The following is a 24,292-nucleotide window of genomic DNA, read 5'->3' as shown; positions in this document are numbered from 1 at the left end:
TACGATCGTTGAGTTGCTGAGGCTGGGTGGGCATTAAGAACTTTAAATGGCTAGGAAAAAGAAAGCAGAATTGCGCCTATATATCTCGCCTAACTTGGATAGGCTGTTGAAGACGCTATCTGGTCTTAGCGATCAAACAGTAAGCAGCATCGTCGAAGACACGCTCAGAGAAAGTCTGCCCGATCGATACAAAGACCTAATGGAGACTCACAATCTTGGCAAGCTGTTGGAAGATGAGGATTAAGCTTTGGAACGTTCCCAATCCAAAATCTAAAATCACAAATCCAAAATAGTTTGGGCGATTTCGTAGTTGTAGAACTTGAAATTTTCTTGCAGTTTTTGCAATGGGTAAACAAAGCCATCATTCAGTAATTTCTTTTTCCAAGCATGTCCCAAGACTTTTGAAACACCAAGCTTTACGTCTGAACCACTTAGCTTAACTAACGATTGAGTTGCATCATAGCGAACATTAAACTCTGAATCATTTAATGCACTTAATAACGCTGTGACAGCAATTTCATCTTCCAAATAACCCAATACCTGAACAGCACCTTCCCGAATATTCGGATCATCTTCATGTTTCAAGAGTGAGGATAGCTTGGGTACCACCCATTGGCTGTCAAACTTACCCAGAGCTTTTGCTGCCTGCCAACGAACCGTGGAATTTTCATCTGCTAATGCTGTGAATAAGCTATCAATAGCAGCTTCATTACCCAGATTACCCAATACCTCGGCTGCCTTCCAACGGATGCGAGCCGTTTTCGCTCCTAATGCTTGGATTAATGACTGAACAACTGGTCTACTCCCTATCTTCTCAAGTGCCTCAAAAATCTGCCATTGACCAGACCAAGCGCGAGCAGAACCAGAAGCTTGACTTTCTAGCATTTCCAGTAGTTCTCGGCATACTCGTTCGTCGCCTAGTTTTCCTAGTGCAACGACAATTTTCTTACGAAGGTCATCCCTTGGATTGTCTTGAAAAAGGTCGTACAACCTGGGAATCGCTGCTTTATCACCCAATTTTCCTAATGCTTCAATCGCCCTCTCTCGAACTTGAGGATACCAGTGGTTGAGGACATTGATTAGGCTTGGAACCGCTATGGCATCTCCTAATTCACCAAGTACGAAGGCGGCTTGTTCGGAAGGAACTGAACGCTCAAGTGCTTTAAACAATCCTGGAAGTGCTTTTTTGCTACCTATTTCTATTAATGCTCCAGCAGCTTGCCAATCAGTGTAGCCGTCTTCTAGTGCCTCAATTAAACCATCAATCGCTATTTCACTGCCTACTTTACCTAAAGCCTCTGCTGCCCTTTCCCGGATTTCATAGTTTTTGTCTTTGAGTGCTTTTAGTAATTCCTTAGTTGCTTGCTCTTGATGGATTTTCTTGAGTGCTTCAGCCGCCGCCCAAGGAAGATAAATAGAATGATCTTCTAGAGCAATTCTCAATAGTTCTGGAATTGCTGATTTATTTCTTAAGTTCCCCAAAGCTTCAACAGCTTTTCCTCGAACCTTGTAGCTTTCATCCGTTAAAGCATTGAGTAAATCTGGGACTACTGCATTAGCACCCAACTCGCCTAATGCACCAGCAGCCTGCCCTCGGATGTTATCATTTGTTGGATGACATAATGCCTTTTGCAAATCTGGTATTATTTCTTCATCTCCTAGCCTTCCCAAGATAAAAAGTGCGATCGTAGCAATAAATGGCTTTTCATCTTCTAAAGCCAACAATAGTTTTGGAATTGCTGCTCGACTACCAAGTTCTCTTAGTGCAAGGGCAGATTCAACAGCCAGATTTTGATTTTCTTCATCAGTGAGTTTTGTCAGCAAAATTGGAACTGCATAGTCAGAGTGAGTATTTCCTAAAAGTTGGATTTCATAGATTGAAGAAACTTCTTGCTTTCTAGCTTCTTCAACTACAGAAGTAACCGCCATTTCCTGCCAATCTTGTTGTACCTCTCCTGCCAATCTTGCTCCTAGCATCAAATCTACGTCTAAAGCTATCTGAATTAGCTGCGATGCTTGCTCCTGAGTTACTTCAGGTAGGGACAGCATCAAAGCAATCGGTTCTGTCCACTTCAAATAGTTGAGGTAATCCTGTTTGAACTTGTTCATATTCTTAAGCAGAGCAGGAAGCTGTTGTAATAAATATTCAGCAGCATAGTATTCCTGAATCAACTGATGACAAAAACTGACTTCATCTTTATGGGATTTTTGAAGCAAATGATAGTGAAGGAGATTGTTGAGCAGTGAATGAGCTTGGAGTAAGTCTATTACCTTTTCGCTTGGAAATCGAGCCAGAGTGTTTGCTGCTTGTTTTTCCGAAATTATTAAACCTGAATCTCTAGGACTGGACAAGCGCAACATCTCAAAAGCCAGATATTCTAGCAATAAGCTCCAATACTGAAGATCCTCTTTAGAAATCGGAATACCTTCTTGGTTAATTTTGTAGTTTGTATAGCTTTTAGTGAATCTGCGGAATGCTTCTCCCAAACTTTCTGGAATCTGACCCGATTTTTTGAACAGGTCATACAGCATCCATAAAACAAATGGTGTTTTTCCAAGATCTGGTTTGCCTTTGTTCAAAAGCTTCAAGACTTGTTCCTCTTGACCTGGCATACATTCCCTTAAAAACCTTGTAATTTCCAGGTTACTGAGGGTTTGTAACTCCAGTCGTCTTTCGATGCCCAAATCATCGCCCAGACTACGTGTAGTGCAAACGAGTGGGATTTTGGCGCGAGCGCATTTTGCTCGAAAATCTGCCAGCTTGCTGCGAACAATGTCCGCAGGTATTTCGTTCAATCCATCCAAGAGCAGAAATAGGCGTTTGTCATCAAACAGAAGCGCTTTAATTTCTGAAATTTCTAAGGATAGCCCCGGTTCTAATGCTTCTTTGATAAGAGCTAACATTCCTGAGTTATCTTCAGAGCCAGAAGGAGGCTGTTGATAATTCTTCAGTTTCACCAAAACAGGAATGCAGGGTTCCGGGTTCTGCTGCTCTTGTTCTGCTAGGGCGACCAAGAGCCGTAGTAATGTAGTTGATTTTCCAACACCTGGAGAACCTATTAATAAAACATGTTCTGGTATAGGGTTTTGGGAATTGACTTTAGCCCTTTGAGAATCGTCAGAATCGTGATCGCTCGACAATTTATCCCTTGATTCAGCAACGCCTGATTTAGCATATTGAATAATTCCTTGAAGCAGAGGCAAAGAGTTTTTATTTGAGTCCTTAGTTTGCACAATCTGCTCAAACGTAAAGGTTGCCTGCCGGGCAGAGATTGCTTCGGTCAGGCGATAAACGTTCCACCACTGTTTGTAGTCATTGGCAATCGATCGCAAATACCGCTCAACTATCCTAGCATCCAGAACTCTAGCCAGATTCGTAGCGCTTGGAGTAAACAGTTGTCCCCCCTCATTGTCCTGCCACCGCAGATAAAGCACTGGACGATACCACTGATTCTCATCTACCCGCATCATCGCCCGTCCTTGGCTCACCGCCACTGCCAGCGAATTCTTCTCCCCAATCGATCGATAAAACTGTTTCGCAAAGGCGATCGCCCCCTCCACACTCACGGAATACTGCATGGCAACCACAGCCGGAACACCGTGATAGATCAGATTTTGAGCCGTCCCCTGAAATACGGATTCTCCCTCGATCGCCATACCCGATTGACAGGCACTCAGCACTAACGCTGCCACTCCTCCAGTTTGATGGGTGCCATCGCTCTGGCGCGTTTGCTGCAACAGAGTCCCCAATTGCGAAGCACTGACATAATCGGGATCACCATACTCATCCTCAAACAGCAAATAGCCCTGAGCATCAGGCAAAGGCGTACTACAGCTTTGACACTGCTGGGCTTTAATCCCTTTATGCATCCTGCGACATTCACTGCACTGCTTACCGAATAGCCCATGCCCATCAAAATGCAGCAGATGGGGTGCCTCCTTCCCTGAATGTCGGGTCAGATAGGCCGCCAATTCATCCAGAGTGGGTTCGGGCAATTCCTCTAATTGGATTCGCTGGGAGCCGATCGCCGCCTTCAATGATTTAGCAATTGTCGATCGTTCCTTCTTCGGCAGAGGGTTAAAGCCCAACGATCGGTCTGAAGCCCCAGAGGAAATTAGTAAGACATTAACCTGTTCAACCGCAGGGAGACTGGGAGGGACAGCAGGAAAAGCAATATAGCGCGAGAAGCCAACCTGATTGTGCAGCAGAAAACCTGTCCCATCATGGATCAACTCCCAGGGGTAGTCGGGCAAGCGGGCAATTTGTACCGCATCTTCCTCAAACTTCAACTGAACGAGCAGTTGCACCCCACGAGTTTTGGCAATTTGAATTGATTCATTTAGAAGTCGCTCCACCTTACTTTGGGGTGGAATCAAGGCACGGTAAAGCACTTGCCCGATCGTCTGGCGGAGATGGGGATGGAAAACTTGGGCGTTCTCTGCTAACAGTTGAGCCTTCACCATCCAGGCTTGCTCTGCCGCTGTAAAGTACTCCGGCTTAAAGCTGACCAGCTCTAGAGTACGGATGAGCGTCGATCGCCAATCCTGCCCTGCTTCTACAAAGGGTAAGTCAGACTCTGCTGATCCTTCGCCCGCAGGCGATTGCGTCACCGTCACCTTAAATTGGTTGGGTGTTGCAGATAAGGGAGAGAGGAGAAGTTCTAAAAGTTCAGGTCGGCGGCTCACAGTTCACCTCTCTAGATCCCCGGATCGTCGCTGCCCTTTAATAGCGCGTCGCTAATCGTTGCTAGAAACTCGTTCCATTTTTCCGGGTAGCGTTGCTTGTAAAGGCGCAAAAGCTGCTCTTTACTCAGCAGGGGCGAGAGGGACACCTTCACCTTCTGCACATCATCTCGACTGGCACCGCCTCCCACCTCCACGACATAGAGCTTAATGCCCGCTTTCCCTTCATTTTTAACGGTTACTTGTAGCTCTAACTCCACCGCATCCACACTAAACAAAGGCACCTCTGCAGCGCGATCGAGTGCTGTTGACTGCAAATCTTGCTTCACTTGCTCGATCAGGTCAGCGAGTCCAATCAGGTTTTCGGCATCGTCTGGCATAGGTCTTCTCAGAGGGTACGGTAGGGGGCGATCGACTGTTTAGCGAGGTTTTTCAGGGGCATCTTGCTGCGGCACAGTGGGTTTCAGGCTCCGAATAAACTCCCGGATCACATCCGACTGAGTGCGATGGGTATCCTGGCAGTACTGTCTCAGGAGTTCCATCTCTGAGGTGGGAACCCTGACGTTCAAATGTTCAATGTATCGCTTGCCAGTTTTAGGCATCCTGTGATGAAGTGTGAGTTACGTTACGGAACAACTATAGATCGGGTTTCCTGGATCTTTCTACAATGGCAAAGGTCGGTCAGGACAGACCGATCGAACAATGAATAAGCAGGGAATGGTGGAAAGGGTTTTACCACCTTACGCGATCGCCGGGGTGAAAGGCTGTTTATTGATGCCCGGAAGTTGGGGTATCTGGTCGATCGTACCTATCAGGAGTTGACGGAGGAGGAGCTTGCCCGGATTGCCGATACCTATCATGCGTGGCGTGGAGAATCTGGGGCGGGTGAGTATGCAGATGTACCAGGGTTCTGTAAGAGTGCGACATTGGAGGAGATCCAGTCGTAAGGGTATATGCTAACGCCCGGACGCTATGTGGGAACGGAGGAAGCAGAGGATGACGATGAGCTGTTTGAGGAGAAGATGCAGCGGTTGACGGCAAAGTTAGAGGAGCAGTTTGCGGAAAGTGCCAAACTAGAAGTAGCGATTCGGGAAAATCTCAGGAGGCTGGGGCTATGAGTCCATTACTACAGCGGGTATTACAGGAAATTGACCAATTATCCCTGGAAGAACAATTTGAAGTCCTCAACTATACTGCCGAACAATTAAAACAACGAACGGTAACGCTCAATAAACCGAAGCGCAAGTGGTTAGATATTGCTGGCACTGCACCTTACCCACTGGTTGAAGAGGATGCCCAGGAATGGGTGACACGCACAAGAAGGGAAGACCAGGAACATCGTTCAGCTACGAGTGAAGCATAACTTAAAACTGACAGATGCTTTGCAACTGGCAACGGCACTAGAGGCTGGTTGTCAGGCATTTCTGACGAATGATACTCAGCTAAAGCGGGTGACTGAGTTGAAAGTGTTGGTGATCAGTGAGTTGGAGGCATAAGAACTCTATGAATATTCGAGAACTCATCGAAACACTATCCCAGTTTGACCCAGATATGCGGGTTGTCGTCGCGGGTTATGAAGGGGGCTTTAACGACATCAGCCAAATCCAGCCCTGCGAGATAAGGTATAGGGAATCCTTACAAAATGGACAGTTTTTTATGGGTCGCCTGGGATTCGAACCCAGGACCAATCGGTTAAAAGCCGAGTGCTCTACCGCTGAGCTAGCGACCCTCGCTTAGTCTGCTTAATTTCCAGACCGTATACAAGGTTAGCATATAATGTGTGAATTTGGGGAAAACCAAAATTTTTTTCCAGGTGGGCTGGAGCTAGTTGCGATGATCGTTGCTGTACCGAATCCGGCCCCTGCCCAGGCTAGTTTTTCCCGCAGCGTTTGGAAGTAGGAGTAGTTTTCTCGCAAAATAATAAATTCAGCCGGTCGATCGGCCATGCGGATATCCACCCGCTGTCCCGGCCAGATCGCCGTCGCCATCACCCCATCCATCCAGAGTTTTGTATTCAAATCTCGATCGGCCAACGGCCAGATACTGACCACTGATCCGGCTGGAAGCACGATCGGGCGACTGGACAGGCTCAAGGGGCAAATGGGAGTCACGATCAAACCATCCATGCCGGGATGCACGATCGGGCCACTGGCGGCCACGGTATAACAGGTGGAGCCAGTAGGGGTTGCGACAATTAACCCATCGCCCTGATACTGATCTACCACTTCTCCATCAATTTCCATTTCCAGAATCGAGGTAATCATCCGATCGGCGGAGGCAGGCTTGACGCACATTTCGTTCAGGGCCAGATAGCGATCGCTCATCGGGTCAAGGTTCGTGCGGTTGCCCTCAAAGGTCATCGCTTGCAGCATCATGCGTCGCTGAATTGCAAACCGATCGTCCAGCAGTCGATCCCACACCGTTTCTGTATCGCGAAATTCATCGGGAGATTCGGTTAAAAAACCCAGATGTCCCCCGACATTAACCGCTAAGATCCGAATTCCTTCTGGAGCCAAATGACGAGCCGCTGCCAGGGCTGTCCCATCGCCACCCAGGACGATCGCCAGATTGATCGGCTGCTGCACCGATGCCAGAAATACAGGATAGGGATTGTCCCTGGAACCAGAGGGGCCTAATAATACTCGGCAGTTACGCTGCTCTAGCTGTGCTGCACATTTCTCTGCCCAGCGTTTGCTGAGCGGATCGCCTGCCTTATGAACAATAATGACCTGATTTAATTCCACGCTGCCCGATCGCCCAAATCGCCTATCGCATTTAACTTAGCATTCTGGACGAATCGACGGCTGATCCTGAAGCGAAAAATCCAGTCGTACCACCTACCACTTCAGCAGGTTAAATTGCTCCATATCCACCGTATCCCGGTTCCGGTAAATTGCCAGAACGATCGCCAATCCTACGGCCGCCTCTGCTGCTGCGATCGAAATCACAAAGACTGCAAAGACCTGACCCCGAATGCTTTGCGGATCGAGGTAGTTGGAAAAGGCCATCAGGTTCAGGTTAACGGAATTCAGCAATAGTTCGATCGACATCAACACCCGAATGGCATTGCGGCTGGTAACTAAACCATAAATCCCAATACAGAAAAGGGCGGCGGCAACCAACAGAAAATACTCAAGCTGCATAGCGTTCAGTTTTGCATCCTTTACTCAGCGTGAAACAAGATCGGCAGGCAGAAGCCAGAGGACAGATCTGCATCCTGGGCAACTATTTCTTAGTGGAAATCAACTCGCGGGGGCGTTCAGGCAACCGCAGATCCGTAGAAGATTCCTGGCCATCCCGTTCGGCCAGTTCATCCGGTAGGAGATCTCGCCGTGCCAGGACGATCGCCCCAATCATCGCCATCAGCAACAGAACTGAAGCCAGCTCAAAGGGCAGGAGAAAGTCACTAAAGAAATGCTTCCCAATCACCAGCATGGCCTCATCCCCAGCCGGAAAGGCAAAGGAAATTGACCAGGGGGTGGCCAGAATCATCGTGCCCAACAGAGCAAACAGCCCCAGACACACTGCGCCAGTTGCTACCCGACCCAGCCAGACATTTTTGACGGGGACAAAATCCTCACGCTTGTTAACCAGCATGATTCCGAACAGAATCAGAACATTGACCGCTCCCACATAGATTAAGATTTGAGCCGCAGCAACAAACCCAGCATTGAGCAGAATGTACATCCCAGCCATACTGACAAACACCAGCCCCAGCAAAAACGCTGAGTAAACGATGCTCGTCAGCAATACAACCCCCAATGCTGCTCCCAGCATCATGACTGCCAGTACGGCAAACGAAACAAGTTGGACTCCGTCAGCTAAATTCACAACGATTCTGGCTCCTCGAACCCGCTATGTTGACTGCTAATGGCTATGCGCAGTAGCCATACCAGGGAATATTCTACAAGGGTTTAGGATTGAACCCAGAGCATAACAGTCTAAAATTCCTGCCCCTCCAGTTAGCTCCCTAACCCCGATCGCCCTACGACTTTGCTTCTGCCCCTGTTTTCGCTTCTGCGCTCTTTTGGGATTCCATTTCTTCCAGGATTTCCTCTGGAAGCTGCCCTGCCCGACGGGTATCCTTCGGCAGATCATGCCCATTGAGAACGCCCTTCGGCAGATAGCCCAATTCGCGGATCGGAGTCACCATCGGGTCAGAGTGGGTGACGCTGTAAGGCAATCGTCCCAACGCCACGTTATCGTAGTTCAACTCGTGGCGATCGTAGGTAGACAATTCATACTCCTCCGTCATGGAGAGGCAGTTAGTCGGACAATACTCGACACAGTTGCCACAGAAAATGCAGACTCCAAAGTCAATGCTGTAATGGTTGAGCTTTTTCTTCTTCGTTTCCTTATTGAATTCCCAATCCACCACAGGCAGGTTAATTGGGCAAACCCGGACGCAAACTTCGCAGGAAATACACTTATCAAACTCGAAGTGAATCCGGCCGCGGAATCGTTCTGAGGGAATCAGTTTTTCGTAGGGATATTGCACCGTGACCGGGCGACGCTGCATATGGTCAAAGGTGACAGACAAGCCCTGCCCAATGTACTTTGCGGCTTGGACTGCCTCTTTGGTGTAATCACCCACTTGCTTGAGGAACTTCAGCATCGTGTGTCTCTCTCAGGTCGGTTGAACAAAAGGAATTTGGGTTTAGCCCCCAAATGCTACTGGAAATGCCAGTTTCAGTCCTGCCGTCAGGAGCAAGTTAACGAGGGAAACCGGAAGGAGGAACTTCCACCCTAAGTCTAGCAATTGGTCAATCCGGACTCTGGGCACAGTCCACCGCAGCAGAATGGCGATGAAAAGCATTAAATATGTCTTGAACAGCGTCATGACAATACCCAGGCTCGCAGTAATCACCTGAATCCAGGCGGTTGATTCACTGACTCCCAACCAGTTAGCCAGTAAGCTGACTGGAATTGGGGATTCCCACCCGCCCAGGTACAGCACTGCAATCAGGAAACAAGACAGTACTAAGTTGGCATAGGAACCGGCATAGAACAGCATGAAGCGCACAGCCCCATACTCCGTTTGATACCCTGCCACCAACTCTTCTTCCGCTTCCGGCAGGTCAAAGGGCATTCGTTCGGCTTCTGCTAGGGCTGCAATCCAGAAAATCAAGAATCCGACGGGCTGTCGCCAAACGTTCCAGCTCAGAATGCCGTAATCCGACTGCTGCGCCACGATGTCGATCGTACTCATGGAGTTGGACATCATCACGATCGCCAGCACGGCAAGGGCCAGGGGAATTTCATAGCTAATGGACTGAGCTGCGGCCGCAGTCCCCCTAGCAGAGAATACTTGTTATTTGAAGCGTAACCCGCCATCAATAAGCCGATCGGCGCAATGCTGGAGAGGGAAATCCAGAGAAAAATCCCTACATTTAAATCTGTGATGACCAGGTTTTGCCCAAACGGCACAATCAGATAGGACAAAAACACTGGGATAAAAACGAGAATTGGAGCCAAGATGAACAACCAGGGATCTGTCTTGGCGGGCAGCATATTCTCTTTAAATAAGAGCTTCACCACATCGGCAACGGGAACCAGCATTCCCAATGGCCCCATGTACTCTGGTCAATGCGCTGCTGGGCGGCGGCTGAAATTTTTCGCTCTAGCCATGTGGAAACCAATGCCAGAACCGTTACAGCTCCTACAATGATTACCATCGGTAACGGAATCCAGACGACTTTAGCTACGCCATGAGGCAAGCCTAGCCCCTCAAGAATCTGGATAAAACTTCCTTGCAAATCAATTCCTGAACTCATGTTTCCTGCTGGCAACAAGGTATATGAAGTTTTTTAAGCAAAAACCTCCAGCCCTAGTATACCGTTGCGGGGCGGCTTGCATGGGCTGAAGACCGCAGAAGTTCCTTGGCTGACCATAAGCAGTTCTTAACAAAGCGCAACTCTACCCAGGTTTCTCGTTATTGATGACGATATTGATGGCGATCGTCTGGAAAGTCTAGCTAAGGAATGCAAATTTAATCATTAGTCTGCGACGCGAATGCCCTTTAACAACCCAAACCGGACTAATCCACGCTGATAACCCTGCCGCATCAGTCCCAGAGATAGGGCTGCTTGAATGGTGGTGCGTCCGGCGCGGAGTAACCCCAGCAGAGCATTAGGTGTGAAGGCAGAACCAATCACCACATCCCAGAAGGGCGCAACGGCTTGGGACCAATCATCGGTGTGAATTTGCTGGAAGCCTAACTCCTGGGCGATCGCTTCATATTCGGGAAGGGAAATGACGTGCGGTAAGCAGTAGACTTGATAGATTTTTTCTAAATGCTGCTGTTCGTCGGGGGTGAGGGGTGGGTTCGGGGGGCTGGCGGGCCGATGACACCAGGTGGCCATGATCAAAGTACCACCGGGTTTGAGGACGCGATAGCATTCCTGGAGAAATTGCCGTTTGTCGGGCATATGCTCCCCACTTTCCAGGGACCATACCAGATCAAAGGACTGATCGGGAAAGGGCATTGCCAGGGCATCGGCCACTAAAAAAGTCGATCGCGGCTCTAACCCTGCTGCCTGCGATCGTTCCGTAGCGCGGTTCGCCTGCACCGGACTCAGGGTAATGCCAGTGGCAGAGGCATTCAGCTTATCAGCCAGGTAGAGTGAACTCCCGCCAATCCCACATCCCACATCTAAAATTTGTGCTGCCTGTCGAATCTCTGCCCATGCCAGCAGTTCTTCAATCAAATCAATCTGAGCTTGCCGTCGTTCTTTCCGCTCCGTTCCCGCAGGGCCGTAGTATCCATGATGCATATGTTCGCCCCAAACTTGCTCCCAGAGTCCAGAGGAGGCATCATAAAACTGCTGAATTTGTTGCTGTAGAGTGAGAGTCATCGGAACGGTAAGCTCATAGTAGGTTTATTTTTCTTTACCACTCCTTGTTCTTTTAATCAAACCCACCTATGACCGTAGCTCGCACGATTTGCCTGGGATTTCTAGCAGTTGCCACGATCGGTACCCTCCTCCTACTGCTGCCCTTTTCTAGTGCAGACGGTCACTGGGGAGATTTAGTCACAGCCTTATTTACGGCAACCTCTGCGGTCTGCGTCACAGGCTTAATTGTAGTCGATACGGGCAGCCATTTCTCCTTTTTTGGTCAGCTTGTGATCCTGGCACTGATTCAGGTGGGGGGATTGGGCTACATGACGGCGACGACATTTCTGTTGCTGCTGCTCGGACGACGTTTAGGACTACGCGACAAAATTGCGATTCAGCAATCCCTGGACAAAACTGGTATGTCTGGCGTGGGGCAACTGGTCAAATCCATTATTGCCATGACGCTCATTTTTGAACTCAGTGGCACTTTTTTACTGTTCCCGGTTTTTGCAGCGGACTATGAGATGAGATATGCGCTTTGGTTATCGGCGTTTCATAGCATCAGTGCCTTTAACAATGCGGGTTTCTCCCTATTTGCCGATAATCTGACGCGCTACGCTACCAACGTTCCGGTTAATCTGGTGATTCCTTTCCTGATCATCTTTGGCGGCATCGGCTATCAGGTAATTATGGAAATGTATACGTGGGTAGCCAATCGCGTCAAGGGACGATCGGAACGAGGACTGTTTTCCCTCAACTTTAAAATTGTCACCAGCACCACAATACTGCTCCTGATCGTTGGCACAGTGGCATTTTTCTCCGTGGAATACCGCAATCCAGCGACGATCGGCGGGATGAATTTGAGCGACCAATTGCTGATTTCCTGGTTCCATTCTGTGATGCCTCGGACGGCAGGATTCAACAGTATTGACTACGGGCAAATGTCAACAGCGGGCTTGTTTATGACGATCGCCTTGATGTTTGTCGGAGCCAGTCCGGGAAGTACGGGAGGCGGGATGAAAACGACTACCCTGCGGCTGGTGTTTGAATGTACCAAAGCGGTGCTACGCGGCAAGGAGCAGGTTGTGATCTATCAACGGCAAATTCCAGTGACGCTGTTACTCAAGGCAGTAGGGGTTGTGTTTGGGTCAGCTATGACGGTTGTGATCACCACCATTGTGATTGCGATCGCCGATCCAGAAGTAGACTTTATTCAGCTCCTGTTTGAATCCGTATCTGCCTTTGCGACGGTCGGTCTTTCCACGGGGATTACCGCCAACGTTTCCATCTTTTCTAAGCTGGTACTCATTGCCACGATGTATATTGGGCGGGTGGGGGTCTTACTTTCAATGGCTGCTGTCCTGGGTGATCCTAGCCCTTCATCAATTCACTACCCAGAAGAAAACCTGCTGGTGGGTTAAGGTTAAGTGGCAGAACGATCTATACCTTAAGAATTTATAATTAATCCATAACGTACTCCTTTAACCGTGAGTTTATTCTCTTTATCTTCCCTAAGTTTTTTCAAAACCCTGCGAACCAGTGGTCGTCAGTTTGCGGTAATTGGGTTGGGACGGTTTGGCCGTGCCGTTTGCATGACTCTCCACCATCTGGGATACGAGGTTTTGGGGGTAGATTCAGACGAGCGGCGAGTGGCACAAATTATTACTGATCAGTATGTTTCCCATGCGATTCAGCTGGATTCCACCGAACCCACTGCCTTAAAAGAAGCAGGTTTGTACGAATTTGACACTGTTATTGTGGCGATCGGCAACTTCATTCAGGAAAGTATTGTTACGACGCTGAACCTGAAGGAAGGCGGTGTTCCTAACGTGGTGGCAAAAGCCTCTTCTGATGTGCATGGCAAGCTCTTAAAGCGGGTTGGAGCCGACCACGTCGTTTTCCCAGAGCATGAAATGGGATGTGCCCTGGCCCGATCGCTGACGAAACCGGGAGTCCTCGATCGCTTCGAGCTTGACCCAGACAATAGCATTGTAGAAATTGTCGTTCCGGCGGTGTTTGATGGCAAGACGATCGTCGAGTTGGATTTACGCAAGCGGTATGGGCTAAACCTGCTGGCCGTTGGCACAGGCGATCACTTTGAAATTAATCCCAGCCCGGTCATGCGCCTACAAAAAGGATGGCTGATGGTGGTGATCGGTGATAACCGGGGAATTGAGCAGTTGCCTGTGTAAACGCTCACCGTTCGATCGCAGGTTTTGTTTGTTCCTGTCTAAATTGTTCCTGTCTAAATTGTTCCTGTCTAAAATCGTCTCTGTATGAATGTCATCTATGAATGTCATTGGCTTAATTAGCGGCACTTCCGTTGATGGGATTGATGCAGCCCTCGTTTCGATTTCCGGTTCCACCACCGATCTGAGCGTTGACCTGATTGCTGCGGACACCTACCCCTACCCAGAGCAACTGCGATCGCAAATCCTATCGGTCTGCGGCGGTGCGCCTCTAGCAATGGTCGATCTGGCCACCCTGGATGATGCGATCGCCCATCACTTCGCCCAGGCTGCCCTCACCCTTCAGTCCAAATTTCCGGCTGTAGATTTGATTGGCTCCCACGGCCAAACCGTTTACCACCGTCCCCCCACTCCCGACTCCCTTGGCTACAGCCTTCAGCTCGGCCGCGGTTCCCTGATTGCCCACCTCACCCACCTTCCCACCGTCAGCAACTTCCGCGCTGCCGACATTGCCGTTGGTGGACAGGGCGCACCCCTGGTTTCCCCCATTGATGTCTGTCTTCTCAGCCACCCCACCTACCATCGCTGCATCCAAAACCTCGGCGGCATCGGCAATCTGACCTATCTCCCCCCGATCGGCAATTCCAGGGAACCAGACCAAGATTTCCCTCCGAACTCGTCCCCGTCTTGGGCTGCTCCTGCCTCCCGCCTTCCGAATTCCGCCGCCATCCAGGGTTGGGACACCGGCCCGGGCAATGCTCTCCTGGATCTGGCTGTGTATCGCCTCTCTCAGGGACAGCAAACCTTTGACCAGGATGGCACCTGGGCCGCCCAGGGAACTCCCTGCCTGGCGTTAGTTGAGCAATGGCTTCAGCAAGACTACTTCCAGCAACCACCCCCCAAATCCACCGGGCGAGAATTGTTCAGTGCAGACTACCTCGATCGTTGCCTCCAGGATGCCGCCGCCTATTCCCTCAGCGCTGCCGATATTCTGGCCACTCTGACTGAGCTGACCGCCGCTTCGATCGCCCATAGCTACCAGACGTTTCTACCCCAAATGCCCGATCAAGTACTGCTGTGCGGGGGAGGAAGCCGCAATCCCTATTTGCGCCAGCGCATCCAGGCGAACCTGCCGTCTACAACGGTACATACGACTGATGAAATGGGCTTGAGTGCTGACTTCAAAGAGGCGATTAGCTTTGCTGTGCTAGCCTATTGGCGATACTGTAATATTCCTGGTAATCTTCCGGAGGTGACAGGGGCAAGGCGTTCTATGCTTTTAGGGGAAATTCACCTGGTGACTTAATTTCCAGACGGCTAGCATGAGGTCAATCTAACGGGGCCTGGCATCGTTTGGAGTTGGATATTGAGGACTAGTGTTGTGGCTCACACCTTTCTTTTGGAATCAGGGCGTTGGACGCTTCAAGGAAACTGGCTCGATCGAGATACCATGCCAGCCACCGTGAAGGGTAAAATTCTGGTGGCCTGGAGCCGAGATGAATGGTACACGATGGTCACAAAGCTGATCTTTCCAGGCAGCGATCGAGAAGAAATTTCCTTCCAATACCGGGGACGGTTGAACACAGGCGATCGCCAATATACCTTTGTGCTCCAGCATAGTCAGCTTGGACGGGTCGAGGGAGAGGGTTGGATTGCTCCAGAATCGATTGTGCAACGCTACTGGGTCTTGGGCGATCGACAGCGGCGGACGGGGTTTGAAACGCTCCACCAACTCAGTCCTGACAAATATTGCCTGTCTAGCAGCGTCATGGCAGGGCATTACCTCACCAGCACAATGGAGGCGATGGTGGAACGGCAGGAATAAGGAGTGAGGAGTGAGGAGTGTTCGCGGAGCGTAGGCGAAGCCCGTAGGAGTGAGGAGTGAGGAGAAACCGTAGCGCAGGCATCTTGCCTGCAACTAAAACTTGGAGCCTTGCGAGTGCCTTCCGCCTTCCGCTTTTCAATTGGCTGTAGCTTGGAACCTTCCGCCTTCCGCCTTCCACCTTTCAATTGGCTGTATAATCCTTGCAGAATAGGTAACATGCGCAGTTTGGTTCGTTGGTATTTCCTTTTGTTTTATGTCCCTTAAGGCTGTCCTGTTTGACTTCAATGGTGTCATCGTTAACGATGAGCGAGTACATGAGAAGCTGATAGAGCAGCTTTTAATTGAAGAAAATCTGCGCTTGAAGCCAGGGGAATATCAAGAGGTTTGCCTGGGACGGAGCGATCGAGCCTGTCTGCTGGATCTGTTCACCCGACGCGGACGAGTGGTGACGGAAGCCTACCTGATGCAGTTGCTGGAGCGAAAGTCGCAGGCCTATCAGCAGGAGTTAGCATCGCTGGAGGAAGTTCCTACCTACCCTGGTGTGGCAGCGTTGATGGCAGAAATTCGATCGGTGCCGCTGCCAGTTGGGGTGGTGAGCGGGGCAATGCGATCGGAGATTGAGTTGGTGTTGGAGCGGTTGGATTTGACGCAGCATGTCAGCATCATTGTGGCAGGGGATGATATCAAGGCCAGCAAACCCGAACCCGATGGTTATCTCATGGCGGTGATGCGCTTGAATGATCATGATCCAGAGTTGCAGTTGCAACCTGAACATTGTTTGGTAATTGAAGATACCTTTGCCGGAATCGAAGCTGCAAAACGAGCGGGGATGCAGGTCGTGGGGGTGGCAAACACCTACCCTTATCACATGATGCAGCGTCAGGCGAACTGGGCAGTGGATTATTTAACGGAACTGGAGTTCGATCGAGTGCAACGGGTCTTTGATGGCACAGAACGGACTGACGGAATAGAACCTGCGATTTCTGAAGGATAACCCCCAGTGTTAAAATGTTTAACGCCAGGGGAGTTAGCGCAGTTGGTAGCGCGCTGCGATCGCACCGCAGAGGCCAGGAGTTCGAATCTCCTACTCTCCATCTCAAGCATTCCAGGCTCTTTACAGGTTTAATCCGGAGTGTATCCCACTTTTGCATCTGCATCAGAAATCACCACTGGCAGGCAAGACTTCAGCGTGGGACCTTCGGCGTGAGCTTAGGTTAAACGCTGCCTGCGCTACGAAAATTGATTGGTTTGCATCAATGAGATGCTCCCTTTAATCCGTTGCATCGGTTCAAGTGGGTTTTATGCAAGTTGTCAACCGTTAATATTCGGACAGGCTAAAGGAAGGAAATTGCTTCAACGTTGATCCACTGAAATTAATAGAAGCATGAAAATCACAAATGCTTCATCCTGAACCATTGACGGTCATTTAACTTTTTTAACACTCAATCATAGTCGTGAGTCACCCCTTTAAAGTGGGAGTTCTTGCATAAATCTGGGCAAGCTCTATTTGAGAGCATTCAATACCTTGTATTCCTCTCATATCACGCTTTTGAGAGATACATCGTCCGGTGTTCCTCATTTACCCTTTCTTTGTAACTTGCTCCCTCATAGGTTTCAGATTATGAACTCACGTTTCCCTCTTTGGAAGTACTTAAACCAACGACTTTTTGATCCTAAAGACCCAATTGTCCTGAATCCAAATCGCTTCTGGTATCAACAACAGGTGCAATACCTGGAACGGTGTTGGAGTCAGCAGCATTATTCTGAAGGCCATTTCCATAGTTAGATTTAGCAGGAAAGTCTTTATAATTCCTAAATATTCTAACTTCGGGATTAAAGCTAAATCTTTTAATTGATTTAGAGTGGGATACTGGGTGAGCAGTTAGACTAGTTGAAACGTTACTTTAAATCTGTCAAAGCTGCGGGTACATTAGCATGACCAACTACGATATCCAGTCAAGTCGAGAGTGGTGGGCACAACGCTGGGTAGATGTGTTGGAATCGTTCGGATGGCGACGACGGCTTGAGCGTGCCCGCAACTATGCTCGCCAGGGAAATGTCCTACAGATTGAATTTGATGGGGCAAAGGTATCCGCCCTGGTTCAAGGAACGGCTCCCGAACCCTACAATGTGTCTTTATCCCTTGATCTGTTTGATGACGAACAATGGCAGTACGTGATTGAATCCATGTCGCAGCGAGCCATTTTTTCCGCTAAGTTATTGGCGGGAGAAATGCCGCAGAATATTGAGGAAGTATTTACTGCCAATGGGTTAAGTTTGTTTCCTCTAACCAAGTTTGATATTCACAGTAAATGCTCTTGTCCCGATCCCGCTAATCCCTGTAAGCACATTGGAGCAGTGTATTACCTGTTAGGCGATCGCTTCAGTGAAGATCCCTTTGTGCTGTTTCAGTTGCGGGGACGGGCAAAGGAGCAAATTCTGTCCGCACTTCGGCAAACGCGCAGTGGGCAGTCAGATGCCGAACAGCCAGAGGAACCCGCTGCTCTTTCCTCTCCAGAGGCACCGATCGACCTGCATACCTTCTGGCAATACGATGAGCAACTTGAACCTTCACTGGTCGTGATCGCGCCTCCACCCAGTAGCGAGACTGTACTCAATGTGTTGGGGCCAATTCCCATCAAAGCGGATCCGGCGGTCAACCAGGCAACTGGCTCGGCCCAGATGATCGTTGCCGATTACTTAAAGACCGTGTACGAGCAGGTCAGCCAGCAGTCCGTTCTGGCAGCAATGACCACGGGCGATCGCTCAGGAATGCAAATTTAGTAATCTGAAATTCTTGTGGGGTGGGCATCTTGCCCGCCCATTCAACAAGGCAGAATGATTACAGGTTATTTGATCCACGATCGCTCAGAGTGATCATCCCTTGAAGGATTCACTGATGCTCACCGTGTCCCGTACAGCCGATCGCCTGCATCGCCCAGACCAGGGAAAATATAGCCATGATTATCCAGTCCTTCATCGATCGCTGCGGTGTAGATGGGAACATCAGGGTGCTGGGCATGGAAATGCTGAATGCCTTCAGGAGCAGCCAGTAAGCAGACAAACTTGATGGAAGCAGGATTGGCTTCCCTGAGGCGATCGACCGCAGCGACAGCAGAATTTCCCGTTGCCAGCATGGGATCCACTATCAGCATATCTCGATGTTCGACATCGTAGGGCAGCTTTAAGTAATACTCTACGGCCATCAGCGTCGTTGGCTCTCGATACAGACCAATATGTCCCACTTTTGCGGTGGGAATCAGTTCCAGCATGCCATCGAGCAAACCCTGCCCTGCCCGGAGGATGGAAACGATCACCATTTTTTTATCTGCTGCCAGCACCGGGGCTTCCATCGGCATCAGAGGCGTTTGAATCGTTTCATACTTGAGAGGCAAATCTCGGGTTACTTCATAGGCTAGCAGCATTGAGATTTCCTTCAGCAGTCGTCGAAAGTCCTGGGTGTGGGTTTCCTTCTGGCGCAGTAAGGTTAACTTATGCTGCACTAATGGATGTTGAATCACCGTAATATCCGTCATTGCTCCCCCTGCACGGCACTCTTTTGGTGCGTTATGATACCGTTTACTGTTTCTACAATCCGCTATCTTCAAAGACCTGAGCAGTATTCATTTAGACCAAATTTGCTGTGACGGATCAGGGACTTTTGCAGATCAAAGACTGCTGATTTTTCTCCTATTCGTTACCCGAAATTAGAAGTAGAACCCTACAACGTGGAACCTTAAATACTAAAATACAATACCACCGCTACCATCGCTTTACGGGGTGCAACATCAGGTTATGACTCATGCATCAAACGAATTTTCTGCAAATGGCGCATCTGCAAATGGCGCATCTGCAAATGGTTCCTCTGCAAAACAACTATCTGCCAGATCAAATTCTAACCATATTATCCTGACCTCTCATCAGCGCGGGCCCACGAACGCGCTACCGATTCAGTGGGGGGCGATCGACCCACAGCAACGCGGGCCAATTATTGGTTCACTCCACAGTCCCAAGCATCGCAATGTGATTGGAACCCATTCGGGCGCGTACGGGGTGTATCGAGCGTTGGCGGTGGCCAGTGGTGTGCTCAGTCCCACCCACAAAGCTGATCTGACCGATACATCCCCGGTGGTGCCGATCGGGCCGCATCCCAGTTGGGGCGATCCCGACAAAATTGTTTCTCTGGATCCTTTGGGGGCGGTTGCTGGAGAAGTGTTTGCAGCTCATTCTGAGGAGTATGAGATTTTTCCAACGATCGCCATTACTAAAGCCCATATCAACATCCCAGAACTTCAGGATGAGATTAAGCAGGGACGGTTGACGGTCGATGGAGAACTGCTCAAGGCAGATGGGAGCTTGTTGGTGACGAAGGCGGCGATCGATCCGGTCTGGTACTTGCCGGGTATTGCCAAACGCCTGAATATCGATGAGTGGACATTACGGCGAGCCTTATTTCAGCAAACGGGAGGAATGTTCCCCGAACTGGTCACTCGTCCTGATCTGCACGTTTTTCTACCTCCGATCGGCGGCACAACGGTTTATATCGTGGGTGATCACACTGCAATCACCGATCCAACGAAGCCACTGGCTGTGCGGGTGCATGATGAGTGCAATGGTTCAGATGTGTTTGGCTCTGATATTTGTACCTGCCGTCCTTACCTGGTTCACGGGATTGAAGTTTGCATTCAGACGGCTCAGGAAGGCGGGGTTGGGGTGATTGTCTATTGTCGTAAGGAGGGGCGGGCCTGGGAGAGGTGACGAAATTCCTGGTGTACAATGCTCGCAAGCGACAGGAGGGAGGCGATCGGGCGGATGCCTATTTCCTGCGAACGGAGTGTGTGGCAGGGGTGCAGGATATGCGCTTCCAGGAGTTGATGCCCGATGTGCTGCACTGGCTGGGGATTACAAAAATCGATCGCCTGGTTTCCATGAGTAATATGAAATATAACGCGATTACAAATGCTGGAATTGCGGTCGGTCAACGGGTTCCTATCCCGCCTGAGCTGGTTCCAGCGGATGCTCAGGTGGAGATTGAGGCGAAGAAGGCTTCAGGTTATTATTCGGAGGATGAAGTGCTGGCAGCAGAGGCACTGGCCCAAATTAAAGGACGAATATACTGATAGGGCTTTCGGAGAGATGGGCTGAACGATCGTCCACCCATCGTTTGATCTCAACATATCTTTTGACATAGGGCTAACTCAATCGCCTGACAGATGAGTGAGTCGTTCGATACCGTTTACCTTAACGATCGAACTCTCACTATTTTGTCAAGTCAATATATGTCACAAATATCTGGTAAACCGGTTTCCTATTGGATTGATTCTACTTCAACTGATAATTTTCCCAGCTTGATTCAAGCAACGTTTGATAGTGTATCCGTTGATGTGGCGATCGTGGGCGCGGGAATAGCGGGAGTTACAACTGCGTTTCTGTTAAAGCGGGCGGGTAAAACCGTTGCATTATTGGAGGCAAACGAGATTGCAACCGGAGTGAGTGGACATACCACCGCAAAAGTAACCTCGCTTCATCAGTTGGTTTATGCCAATTTGATCAAAGAAGCGGGAGAGCAAAAGGCGAAGCTTTACGCGCAATCGAATCAAGCGGCGGTTGAACAGGTTGCTGCGTTGGTGCAGGAGGAACAAATTGCCTGTGATTTTAGTCGCCAGAATGCTTACACCTTTGCAGAAACTGAGGAGAATTTAGGGCAAATCAAGGATGAAGTTGAGGCAGCCATGCAGCTAGGACTGCCTGCCTCCTATGTCTCCGAAGTATCTCTACCCTTTCCGATCGCTGGGGCAATTCGATTCACAAATCAGGCACAATTCCATCCTCGAAAATATCTCGCTCACCTGGCAAAGAAAATTTATGGGGATGGAAGTTATGTGTTCGAAAATACGCGAGTGACGCAGGTAGAGGAGGGCGATCCTTGCCAGATTATCACTAATCAGGGAGTGGTTCACGCTAAGGATGTTGTCGTAACGACCAATGTGCCCATTCTTGATCAGGGGTTATTCTTCGCTAAGGCCTATCCTAAGCGATCGTATATTATTGGAGCAGAAATTTCGCCGGAACAGGCTCCTGAAGGTATGCTGATTGGGACGGGGGAAGGGTATCGTTCGATTCGTACCACGCCTTACAATGGCAAGCTTCTGCTGTTGATCGGTGGTGAAGGTCATAAGGTGGGCAGTCGATCGGATACTGAAACCTGCTACCAAAACCTGGAAAACTATGCCCGTAGTCGGTTTGGTGTACAGTCGATCGACTATCGCTGGTCTACTCAGGACATGGTTTCGTTTGATCAATTACCCTACATTGGCAAGCTCACTCCATTCAATGATCACATTTATGTGGCAACTGGTTTCAGCCTGTGGGGAATGAGTAATGGTACGATGTCCGGAATGCTGTTGTCCGACTTGCTGTTGGGCATTGAGAATCCCTGGGCGAATTTGTATGATTCCACTCGCGCTACTCCATTTGTCAAACCCACTTCCCTGAAAGAAAATATGGATGTGGGCATCCATTGGGTTGGCGATCGGCTGAAAGGACTTCAGGATAATTCCTTCGATGAAGTTGCCCCCGGCGAAGGGAAGCTGCTCACTCTTGGCACAAACAAAGTGGCTGCCTATCGGGATGAATCAGGTACTGTCCATGCGGTTTCTGCAACCTGTACCCACCTGGGCTGCATTGTGAACTGGAACAGTGCAGAGAAAAGCTGGGATTGTCCCTGTCATGGTGGCCGTTTTAGCTGCGATGGTGAAGTTCTGCACGGCCCTCCCGTTAAAGGACTGGAGGCGATCGAAGGTTAAACCCACGTAGATTGCTCAACACATTATGGGCATTCACGATCGCCCTTCCTACTTGCGCTGATTCGGTGATTGATTGGAGATCTTTTCACTAGAAGATCTTTTCACCAATTGGGCGATCATGAATGCCAAAACCCGTCAAGCCTCGATCGCTCCCAGGGCAACCAAGGTGGCTTTCTGAGCTTCCTGTTGCCAACCAAAGTAGTTTCCGTAACTGTTCTTAAAATCTTTCAGAATTGCAGTAAAAAATTTGAAGAACTTAAACTCTCCAGCGTTCTTCTTTTTTTCACTATAATCGATCGCAGCACCCCCTTCGATGCTCACTGACCAAACCAGCCGGTTGAATACAATCAATTTTGTGTCAATTCAGTTGCGGTTTTCAGCAAAACACGGTTGATTGGGTTGAGCTACTTCTGGTTTTTTGCTTGATTCATTACCGATTTCCGCTTGTTTCCTGCGTATGGATTTGTAGGGACTGGACATTACTATGTTCAGTCGTTTTTAAGCTGCTATCGATAAAACAAGCCGTAATCAGGGAATCCTACAGGCAGGATAGATATTTGAAAAATCGTAGCAGATTGATGAGGTAAAACGCTGATGGAGGTTCTACTCGGACTGTTCATTTCTTCCTTTGTTGCCGCCGGTATTCTCAGCCTGATCAAAGGACGATCTCTGGTTGCGTTGCTACTCCTGATTGGCTTTATTGTGGGGGGTGGAATTCTGACCGTCATCTGCGGCTACACTGCCTTACAAATCTTCTCGCCAGAAACCTTTGAATCTCAGGGGGGCGGAATCGGTTTACTGGTAGTCTTCTTTCCGTTTTTTCTGGGAACCGGGCTGATTGTGGGTGCCTGGTCAACGGCGTTTGGGTATTGGTTTTGGGGAAGGCGAGACAACGTTCTACTCTTTCAAGGAGTCGGGCTACTGGGAAGCTCGATGTTGGCTTGCCTGCTCGCCAGCGCGATCGCCATATTCTTTAATCTCTTTACCCAGGGGGGCAGCGATCATTTTACCCCGCTGTTTTTGGCTGCATTGATGGGCGGGTTCCTCAGTCCAGCGATCGCCCATAAAATTCTGTATTGGCTTTTCGGTTAAGTCCAGCAGAAATGCCAGGTGGAAAGATACAATATTGCTTGTATTTTTTCTGGCGACTGCTTATCCGTCCTGGATGGAAGCTAGCCAAACAGGGAGGAGTAAATGCAAGGGATTTGGAAAGAGACGATCGCCCGGCTGGAACGGGTACGCCTGGAACAAGTGAGCATTGTTCAAAAGCTGGAAAATCTGGTACCCAGGTATTCATTAGTGGGAGATTCCATTTTCTTCTCAAAGGAGCAGTTTCCCTGGACAGAGATGCTGGAAGCAAACTGGCAGGTGATTCGGCAGGAGTTGGATCAGGTCATGCCCTATGCCGACGCACTACCCAACTTCCAGGACATTTCCCCGCGCCAGTCTAGTATTGCGGATGACAATCGGTGGAAGACTTACTTTTTCTGCGCCTTTGGCTATCGATCACAAAAAAACTGCGATCGCTGTCCTGAAACGGCTAAAATCCTGAAGCAAATTCCAGGGTTAAAGGTGGCTTTTTTCTCCATTCTGGCTCCTGGGAAACATATTCCAGCCCATCGGGGCAAGCACAAGGGAATTATTCGCTGTCATTTAGCTTTAAAAGTCCCAGAACCCAAAGAATCCTGTCGAATTCGCATTGCCGACGAAATCGCCCATTGGGAAGAGGGGAAAGTCCTGCTGTTTGATGACACCTTCCCCCACGAAGTTTGGAATGATACGAACGATTACCGAGTCGTGCTGTTTTTAGACATTGCCCGTCCTCTGAAGTTTCCCCTCTCCCTGGTGAACTGGACGGTAAACTCCCTGGTGGGGCTATCGCCGATCATTCAGGTGGCCAAGGGAAACCATGAGTCCTGGGAGCAGCAGTTTGAGGCAATGTTGCGTTAGTTC

General features: G+C 49.5%; 21 protein-coding genes, 2 tRNA genes and 4 pseudogenes. 15 read left to right on the top strand and 12 right to left on the bottom strand.

Going from position 1 to position 24,292, the window contains the following annotated elements:
* Positions 1–276: 276 nt before the first annotated feature.
* From ACM1PF_RS32520 to ACM1PF_RS32510, 3 genes are all read right to left on the bottom strand, one after another.
* The gene (locus tag ACM1PF_RS32520; RefSeq protein WP_416670570.1) at positions 277–4,464 is read right to left on the bottom strand and encodes a HEAT repeat domain-containing protein; all 4,188 of its coding nucleotides are present in this window, start codon (positions 4,462–4,464) and stop codon (positions 277–279) included.
* A 233-nt stretch (positions 4,465–4,697) separates the two neighbouring features.
* On the bottom strand, positions 4,698–5,063 hold the full coding sequence (locus ACM1PF_RS32515) for a trypco2 family protein (RefSeq protein WP_416670568.1): 366 nt from the start codon (positions 5,061–5,063) through the stop codon (positions 4,698–4,700).
* A 39-nt stretch (positions 5,064–5,102) separates the two neighbouring features.
* Positions 5,103–5,285, bottom strand: a complete 183-nt coding sequence (locus ACM1PF_RS32510; RefSeq protein ID WP_416670567.1) for a ribbon-helix-helix protein, CopG family — start codon at positions 5,283–5,285, stop codon at positions 5,103–5,105.
* 138 nt (positions 5,286–5,423) lie between these two features.
* Between ACM1PF_RS32510 and ACM1PF_RS32505 the strand changes: the two are divergent.
* From ACM1PF_RS32505 to ACM1PF_RS32495, 3 genes and pseudogenes are all read left to right on the top strand, one after another.
* Positions 5,424–5,801: pseudogene (locus ACM1PF_RS32505) on the top strand (N-6 DNA methylase); the annotation flags it as partial.
* Positions 5,798–6,046 (top strand): hypothetical protein, encoded by a 249-nt coding sequence (locus ACM1PF_RS32500; RefSeq protein ID WP_416670566.1) that lies wholly within the window; start codon positions 5,798–5,800, stop codon positions 6,044–6,046. The pseudogene ACM1PF_RS32505 and the gene ACM1PF_RS32500, both read left to right, overlap by 4 nt.
* Positions 6,036–6,179: a type II toxin-antitoxin system VapC family toxin gene (locus ACM1PF_RS32495; RefSeq protein WP_416670565.1), complete on the top strand. Its 144-nt coding sequence runs from the start codon at positions 6,036–6,038 to the stop codon at positions 6,177–6,179. Before ACM1PF_RS32500 ends, ACM1PF_RS32495 begins: the two co-directional genes overlap by 11 nt.
* Before the next feature lie 161 nt (positions 6,180–6,340).
* On the opposite strand, the gene ACM1PF_RS32490 is transcribed toward ACM1PF_RS32495, so the two are convergent.
* The 7 genes and pseudogenes from ACM1PF_RS32490 to ACM1PF_RS32460 all read right to left on the bottom strand — a co-directional run bounded on the left by ACM1PF_RS32490 (position 6,341) and on the right by ACM1PF_RS32460 (position 11,537).
* A tRNA-Lys gene (locus ACM1PF_RS32490) sits at positions 6,341–6,412 on the bottom strand.
* Positions 6,413–6,507: 95 nt separating this feature from the next.
* Positions 6,508–7,427 (bottom strand): annotated as a pseudogene (locus ACM1PF_RS32485) (NAD(+) kinase).
* Between the two features lie 93 nt (positions 7,428–7,520).
* Entirely contained in the window at positions 7,521–7,826 is a 306-nt protein-coding gene (gene nuoK, locus ACM1PF_RS32480; RefSeq protein WP_416670564.1) for an NADH-quinone oxidoreductase subunit NuoK, read from the bottom strand.
* Positions 7,827–7,908: 82 nt separating this feature from the next.
* Positions 7,909–8,514 carry an NADH-quinone oxidoreductase subunit J gene (locus ACM1PF_RS32475; protein ID WP_416670562.1) on the bottom strand — a complete coding sequence of 202 codons (606 nt, stop codon included), beginning with the start codon at positions 8,512–8,514 and terminating at the stop codon, positions 7,909–7,911.
* Positions 8,515–8,668: 154 nt separating this feature from the next.
* Positions 8,669–9,295: an NAD(P)H-quinone oxidoreductase subunit I gene (gene ndhI, locus ACM1PF_RS32470; protein ID WP_416676904.1), complete on the bottom strand. Its 627-nt coding sequence runs from the start codon at positions 9,293–9,295 to the stop codon at positions 8,669–8,671.
* 45 nt (positions 9,296–9,340) lie between these two features.
* Positions 9,341–10,457, bottom strand: a pseudogene (gene nuoH, locus ACM1PF_RS32465) (NADH-quinone oxidoreductase subunit NuoH).
* Between the two features lie 222 nt (positions 10,458–10,679).
* On the bottom strand, positions 10,680–11,537 hold the full coding sequence (locus ACM1PF_RS32460) for a methyltransferase domain-containing protein (RefSeq protein WP_416670561.1): 858 nt from the start codon (positions 11,535–11,537) through the stop codon (positions 10,680–10,682).
* A 68-nt stretch (positions 11,538–11,605) separates the two neighbouring features.
* On the opposite strand from ACM1PF_RS32460, the gene ACM1PF_RS32455 reads away from it, so the two are divergent.
* The 8 genes from ACM1PF_RS32455 (at position 11,606) to ACM1PF_RS32420 (ending at position 18,317) form a co-directional block, all read left to right on the top strand.
* On the top strand, positions 11,606–12,940 hold the full coding sequence (locus ACM1PF_RS32455; protein ID WP_416670560.1) for a TrkH family potassium uptake protein: 1,335 nt from the start codon (positions 11,606–11,608) through the stop codon (positions 12,938–12,940).
* A 66-nt stretch (positions 12,941–13,006) separates the two neighbouring features.
* Positions 13,007–13,711, top strand: a complete 705-nt coding sequence (locus ACM1PF_RS32450) for a potassium channel family protein (protein ID WP_416670558.1) — start codon at positions 13,007–13,009, stop codon at positions 13,709–13,711.
* A 97-nt stretch (positions 13,712–13,808) separates the two neighbouring features.
* Positions 13,809–15,014, top strand: coding sequence for an anhydro-N-acetylmuramic acid kinase (locus ACM1PF_RS32445; protein ID WP_416670556.1), 1,206 nt, complete (start codon positions 13,809–13,811; stop codon positions 15,012–15,014).
* Positions 15,015–15,089: 75 nt separating this feature from the next.
* A complete protein-coding gene (locus ACM1PF_RS32440) occupies positions 15,090–15,533 on the top strand; it encodes a hypothetical protein (RefSeq protein ID WP_416670554.1) in 444 nt (147 codons plus the stop codon).
* Between the two features lie 253 nt (positions 15,534–15,786).
* The gene (locus ACM1PF_RS32435; protein WP_416670553.1) at positions 15,787–16,527 is read left to right on the top strand and encodes an HAD family hydrolase; all 741 of its coding nucleotides are present in this window, start codon (positions 15,787–15,789) and stop codon (positions 16,525–16,527) included.
* Between the two features lie 27 nt (positions 16,528–16,554).
* Positions 16,555–16,627: transfer RNA gene (locus ACM1PF_RS32430), tRNA-Ala, on the top strand.
* Positions 16,628–17,154: 527 nt separating this feature from the next.
* Positions 17,155–17,319, top strand: a complete 165-nt coding sequence (locus tag ACM1PF_RS32425) for a hypothetical protein (protein ID WP_416670552.1) — start codon at positions 17,155–17,157, stop codon at positions 17,317–17,319.
* Positions 17,320–17,468: 149 nt separating this feature from the next.
* Positions 17,469–18,317, top strand: a complete 849-nt coding sequence (locus tag ACM1PF_RS32420) for an SWIM zinc finger family protein (protein ID WP_416670551.1) — start codon at positions 17,469–17,471, stop codon at positions 18,315–18,317.
* Between the two features lie 119 nt (positions 18,318–18,436).
* Here ACM1PF_RS32420 and upp read toward each other — a convergent pair whose 3' ends face one another.
* Positions 18,437–19,069: a uracil phosphoribosyltransferase gene (gene upp / locus ACM1PF_RS32415; RefSeq protein ID WP_416670550.1), complete on the bottom strand. Its 633-nt coding sequence runs from the start codon at positions 19,067–19,069 to the stop codon at positions 18,437–18,439.
* Positions 19,070–19,328: 259 nt separating this feature from the next.
* On the opposite strand from upp, the pseudogene ACM1PF_RS32410 reads away from it, so the two are divergent.
* Both ACM1PF_RS32410 and ACM1PF_RS32405 read left to right on the top strand, forming a co-directional pair.
* Positions 19,329–20,653, top strand: a pseudogene (locus ACM1PF_RS32410) (GTP cyclohydrolase II).
* A gap of 159 nt (positions 20,654–20,812) precedes the next feature.
* A complete protein-coding gene (locus tag ACM1PF_RS32405; protein ID WP_416670549.1) occupies positions 20,813–22,339 on the top strand; it encodes an FAD-dependent oxidoreductase in 1,527 nt (508 codons plus the stop codon).
* 135 nt (positions 22,340–22,474) lie between these two features.
* On the opposite strand, the gene ACM1PF_RS32400 is transcribed toward ACM1PF_RS32405, so the two are convergent.
* Complete coding sequence (locus ACM1PF_RS32400) at positions 22,475–22,660, bottom strand: hypothetical protein (RefSeq protein ID WP_416670547.1); 186 nt, start codon at positions 22,658–22,660, stop codon at positions 22,475–22,477.
* Between the two features lie 273 nt (positions 22,661–22,933).
* Here ACM1PF_RS32400 and ACM1PF_RS32395 point away from each other — a divergent pair, with 273 nt between their 5' ends.
* Together ACM1PF_RS32395 and ACM1PF_RS32390 are read left to right on the top strand one after the other, a co-directional pair.
* Positions 22,934–23,431 carry a hypothetical protein gene (locus ACM1PF_RS32395; protein WP_416670545.1) on the top strand — a complete coding sequence of 166 codons (498 nt, stop codon included), beginning with the start codon at positions 22,934–22,936 and terminating at the stop codon, positions 23,429–23,431.
* A gap of 102 nt (positions 23,432–23,533) precedes the next feature.
* The gene (locus tag ACM1PF_RS32390; protein ID WP_416670543.1) at positions 23,534–24,289 is read left to right on the top strand and encodes an aspartyl/asparaginyl beta-hydroxylase domain-containing protein; all 756 of its coding nucleotides are present in this window, start codon (positions 23,534–23,536) and stop codon (positions 24,287–24,289) included.
* Positions 24,290–24,292 lie beyond the last annotated feature (3 nt).

The sequence above is a fragment of the Egbenema bharatensis FJBBOT/2019 genome, assembly GCF_048077055.1.
GTDB lineage: Bacteria > Cyanobacteriota > Cyanobacteriia > Elainellales > Elainellaceae > Egbenema > Egbenema bharatensis.
This window is presented reverse-complemented; position numbering and strand designations above follow the sequence as displayed.

Bases quoted from the DNA above. Each gene is read 5' to 3' on its own strand.
- ACM1PF_RS32520 (WP_416670570.1), bottom strand. From the start codon at position 4,464: ATGGTGAAGGCTCAACTGTTAGCAGAGAACGCCCAAGTTTTCCATCCC.
- ACM1PF_RS32515 (WP_416670568.1), bottom strand. From the start codon at position 5,063: ATGCCAGACGATGCCGAAAACCTGATTGGACTCGCTGACCTGATCGAG.
- ACM1PF_RS32510 (WP_416670567.1), bottom strand. From the start codon at position 5,285: ATGCCTAAAACTGGCAAGCGATACATTGAACATTTGAACGTCAGGGTT.
- ACM1PF_RS32500 (WP_416670566.1), top strand. From the start codon at position 5,798: ATGAGTCCATTACTACAGCGGGTATTACAGGAAATTGACCAATTATCC.
- nuoK (WP_416670564.1), bottom strand. From the start codon at position 7,826: ATGCAGCTTGAGTATTTTCTGTTGGTTGCCGCCGCCCTTTTCTGTATT.
- ACM1PF_RS32460 (WP_416670561.1), bottom strand. From the start codon at position 11,537: ATGACTCTCACTCTACAGCAACAAATTCAGCAGTTTTATGATGCCTCC.
- ACM1PF_RS32455 (WP_416670560.1), top strand. From the start codon at position 11,606: ATGACCGTAGCTCGCACGATTTGCCTGGGATTTCTAGCAGTTGCCACG.
- ACM1PF_RS32445 (WP_416670556.1), top strand. From the start codon at position 13,809: ATGAATGTCATTGGCTTAATTAGCGGCACTTCCGTTGATGGGATTGAT.
- ACM1PF_RS32435 (WP_416670553.1), top strand. From the start codon at position 15,787: ATGTCCCTTAAGGCTGTCCTGTTTGACTTCAATGGTGTCATCGTTAAC.
- ACM1PF_RS32425 (WP_416670552.1), top strand. From the start codon at position 17,155: ATGAACTCACGTTTCCCTCTTTGGAAGTACTTAAACCAACGACTTTTT.
- ACM1PF_RS32420 (WP_416670551.1), top strand. From the start codon at position 17,469: ATGACCAACTACGATATCCAGTCAAGTCGAGAGTGGTGGGCACAACGC.
- upp (WP_416670550.1), bottom strand. From the start codon at position 19,069: ATGACGGATATTACGGTGATTCAACATCCATTAGTGCAGCATAAGTTA.
- ACM1PF_RS32405 (WP_416670549.1), top strand. From the start codon at position 20,813: ATGTCACAAATATCTGGTAAACCGGTTTCCTATTGGATTGATTCTACT.
- ACM1PF_RS32395 (WP_416670545.1), top strand. From the start codon at position 22,934: ATGGAGGTTCTACTCGGACTGTTCATTTCTTCCTTTGTTGCCGCCGGT.
- ACM1PF_RS32390 (WP_416670543.1), top strand. From the start codon at position 23,534: ATGCAAGGGATTTGGAAAGAGACGATCGCCCGGCTGGAACGGGTACGC.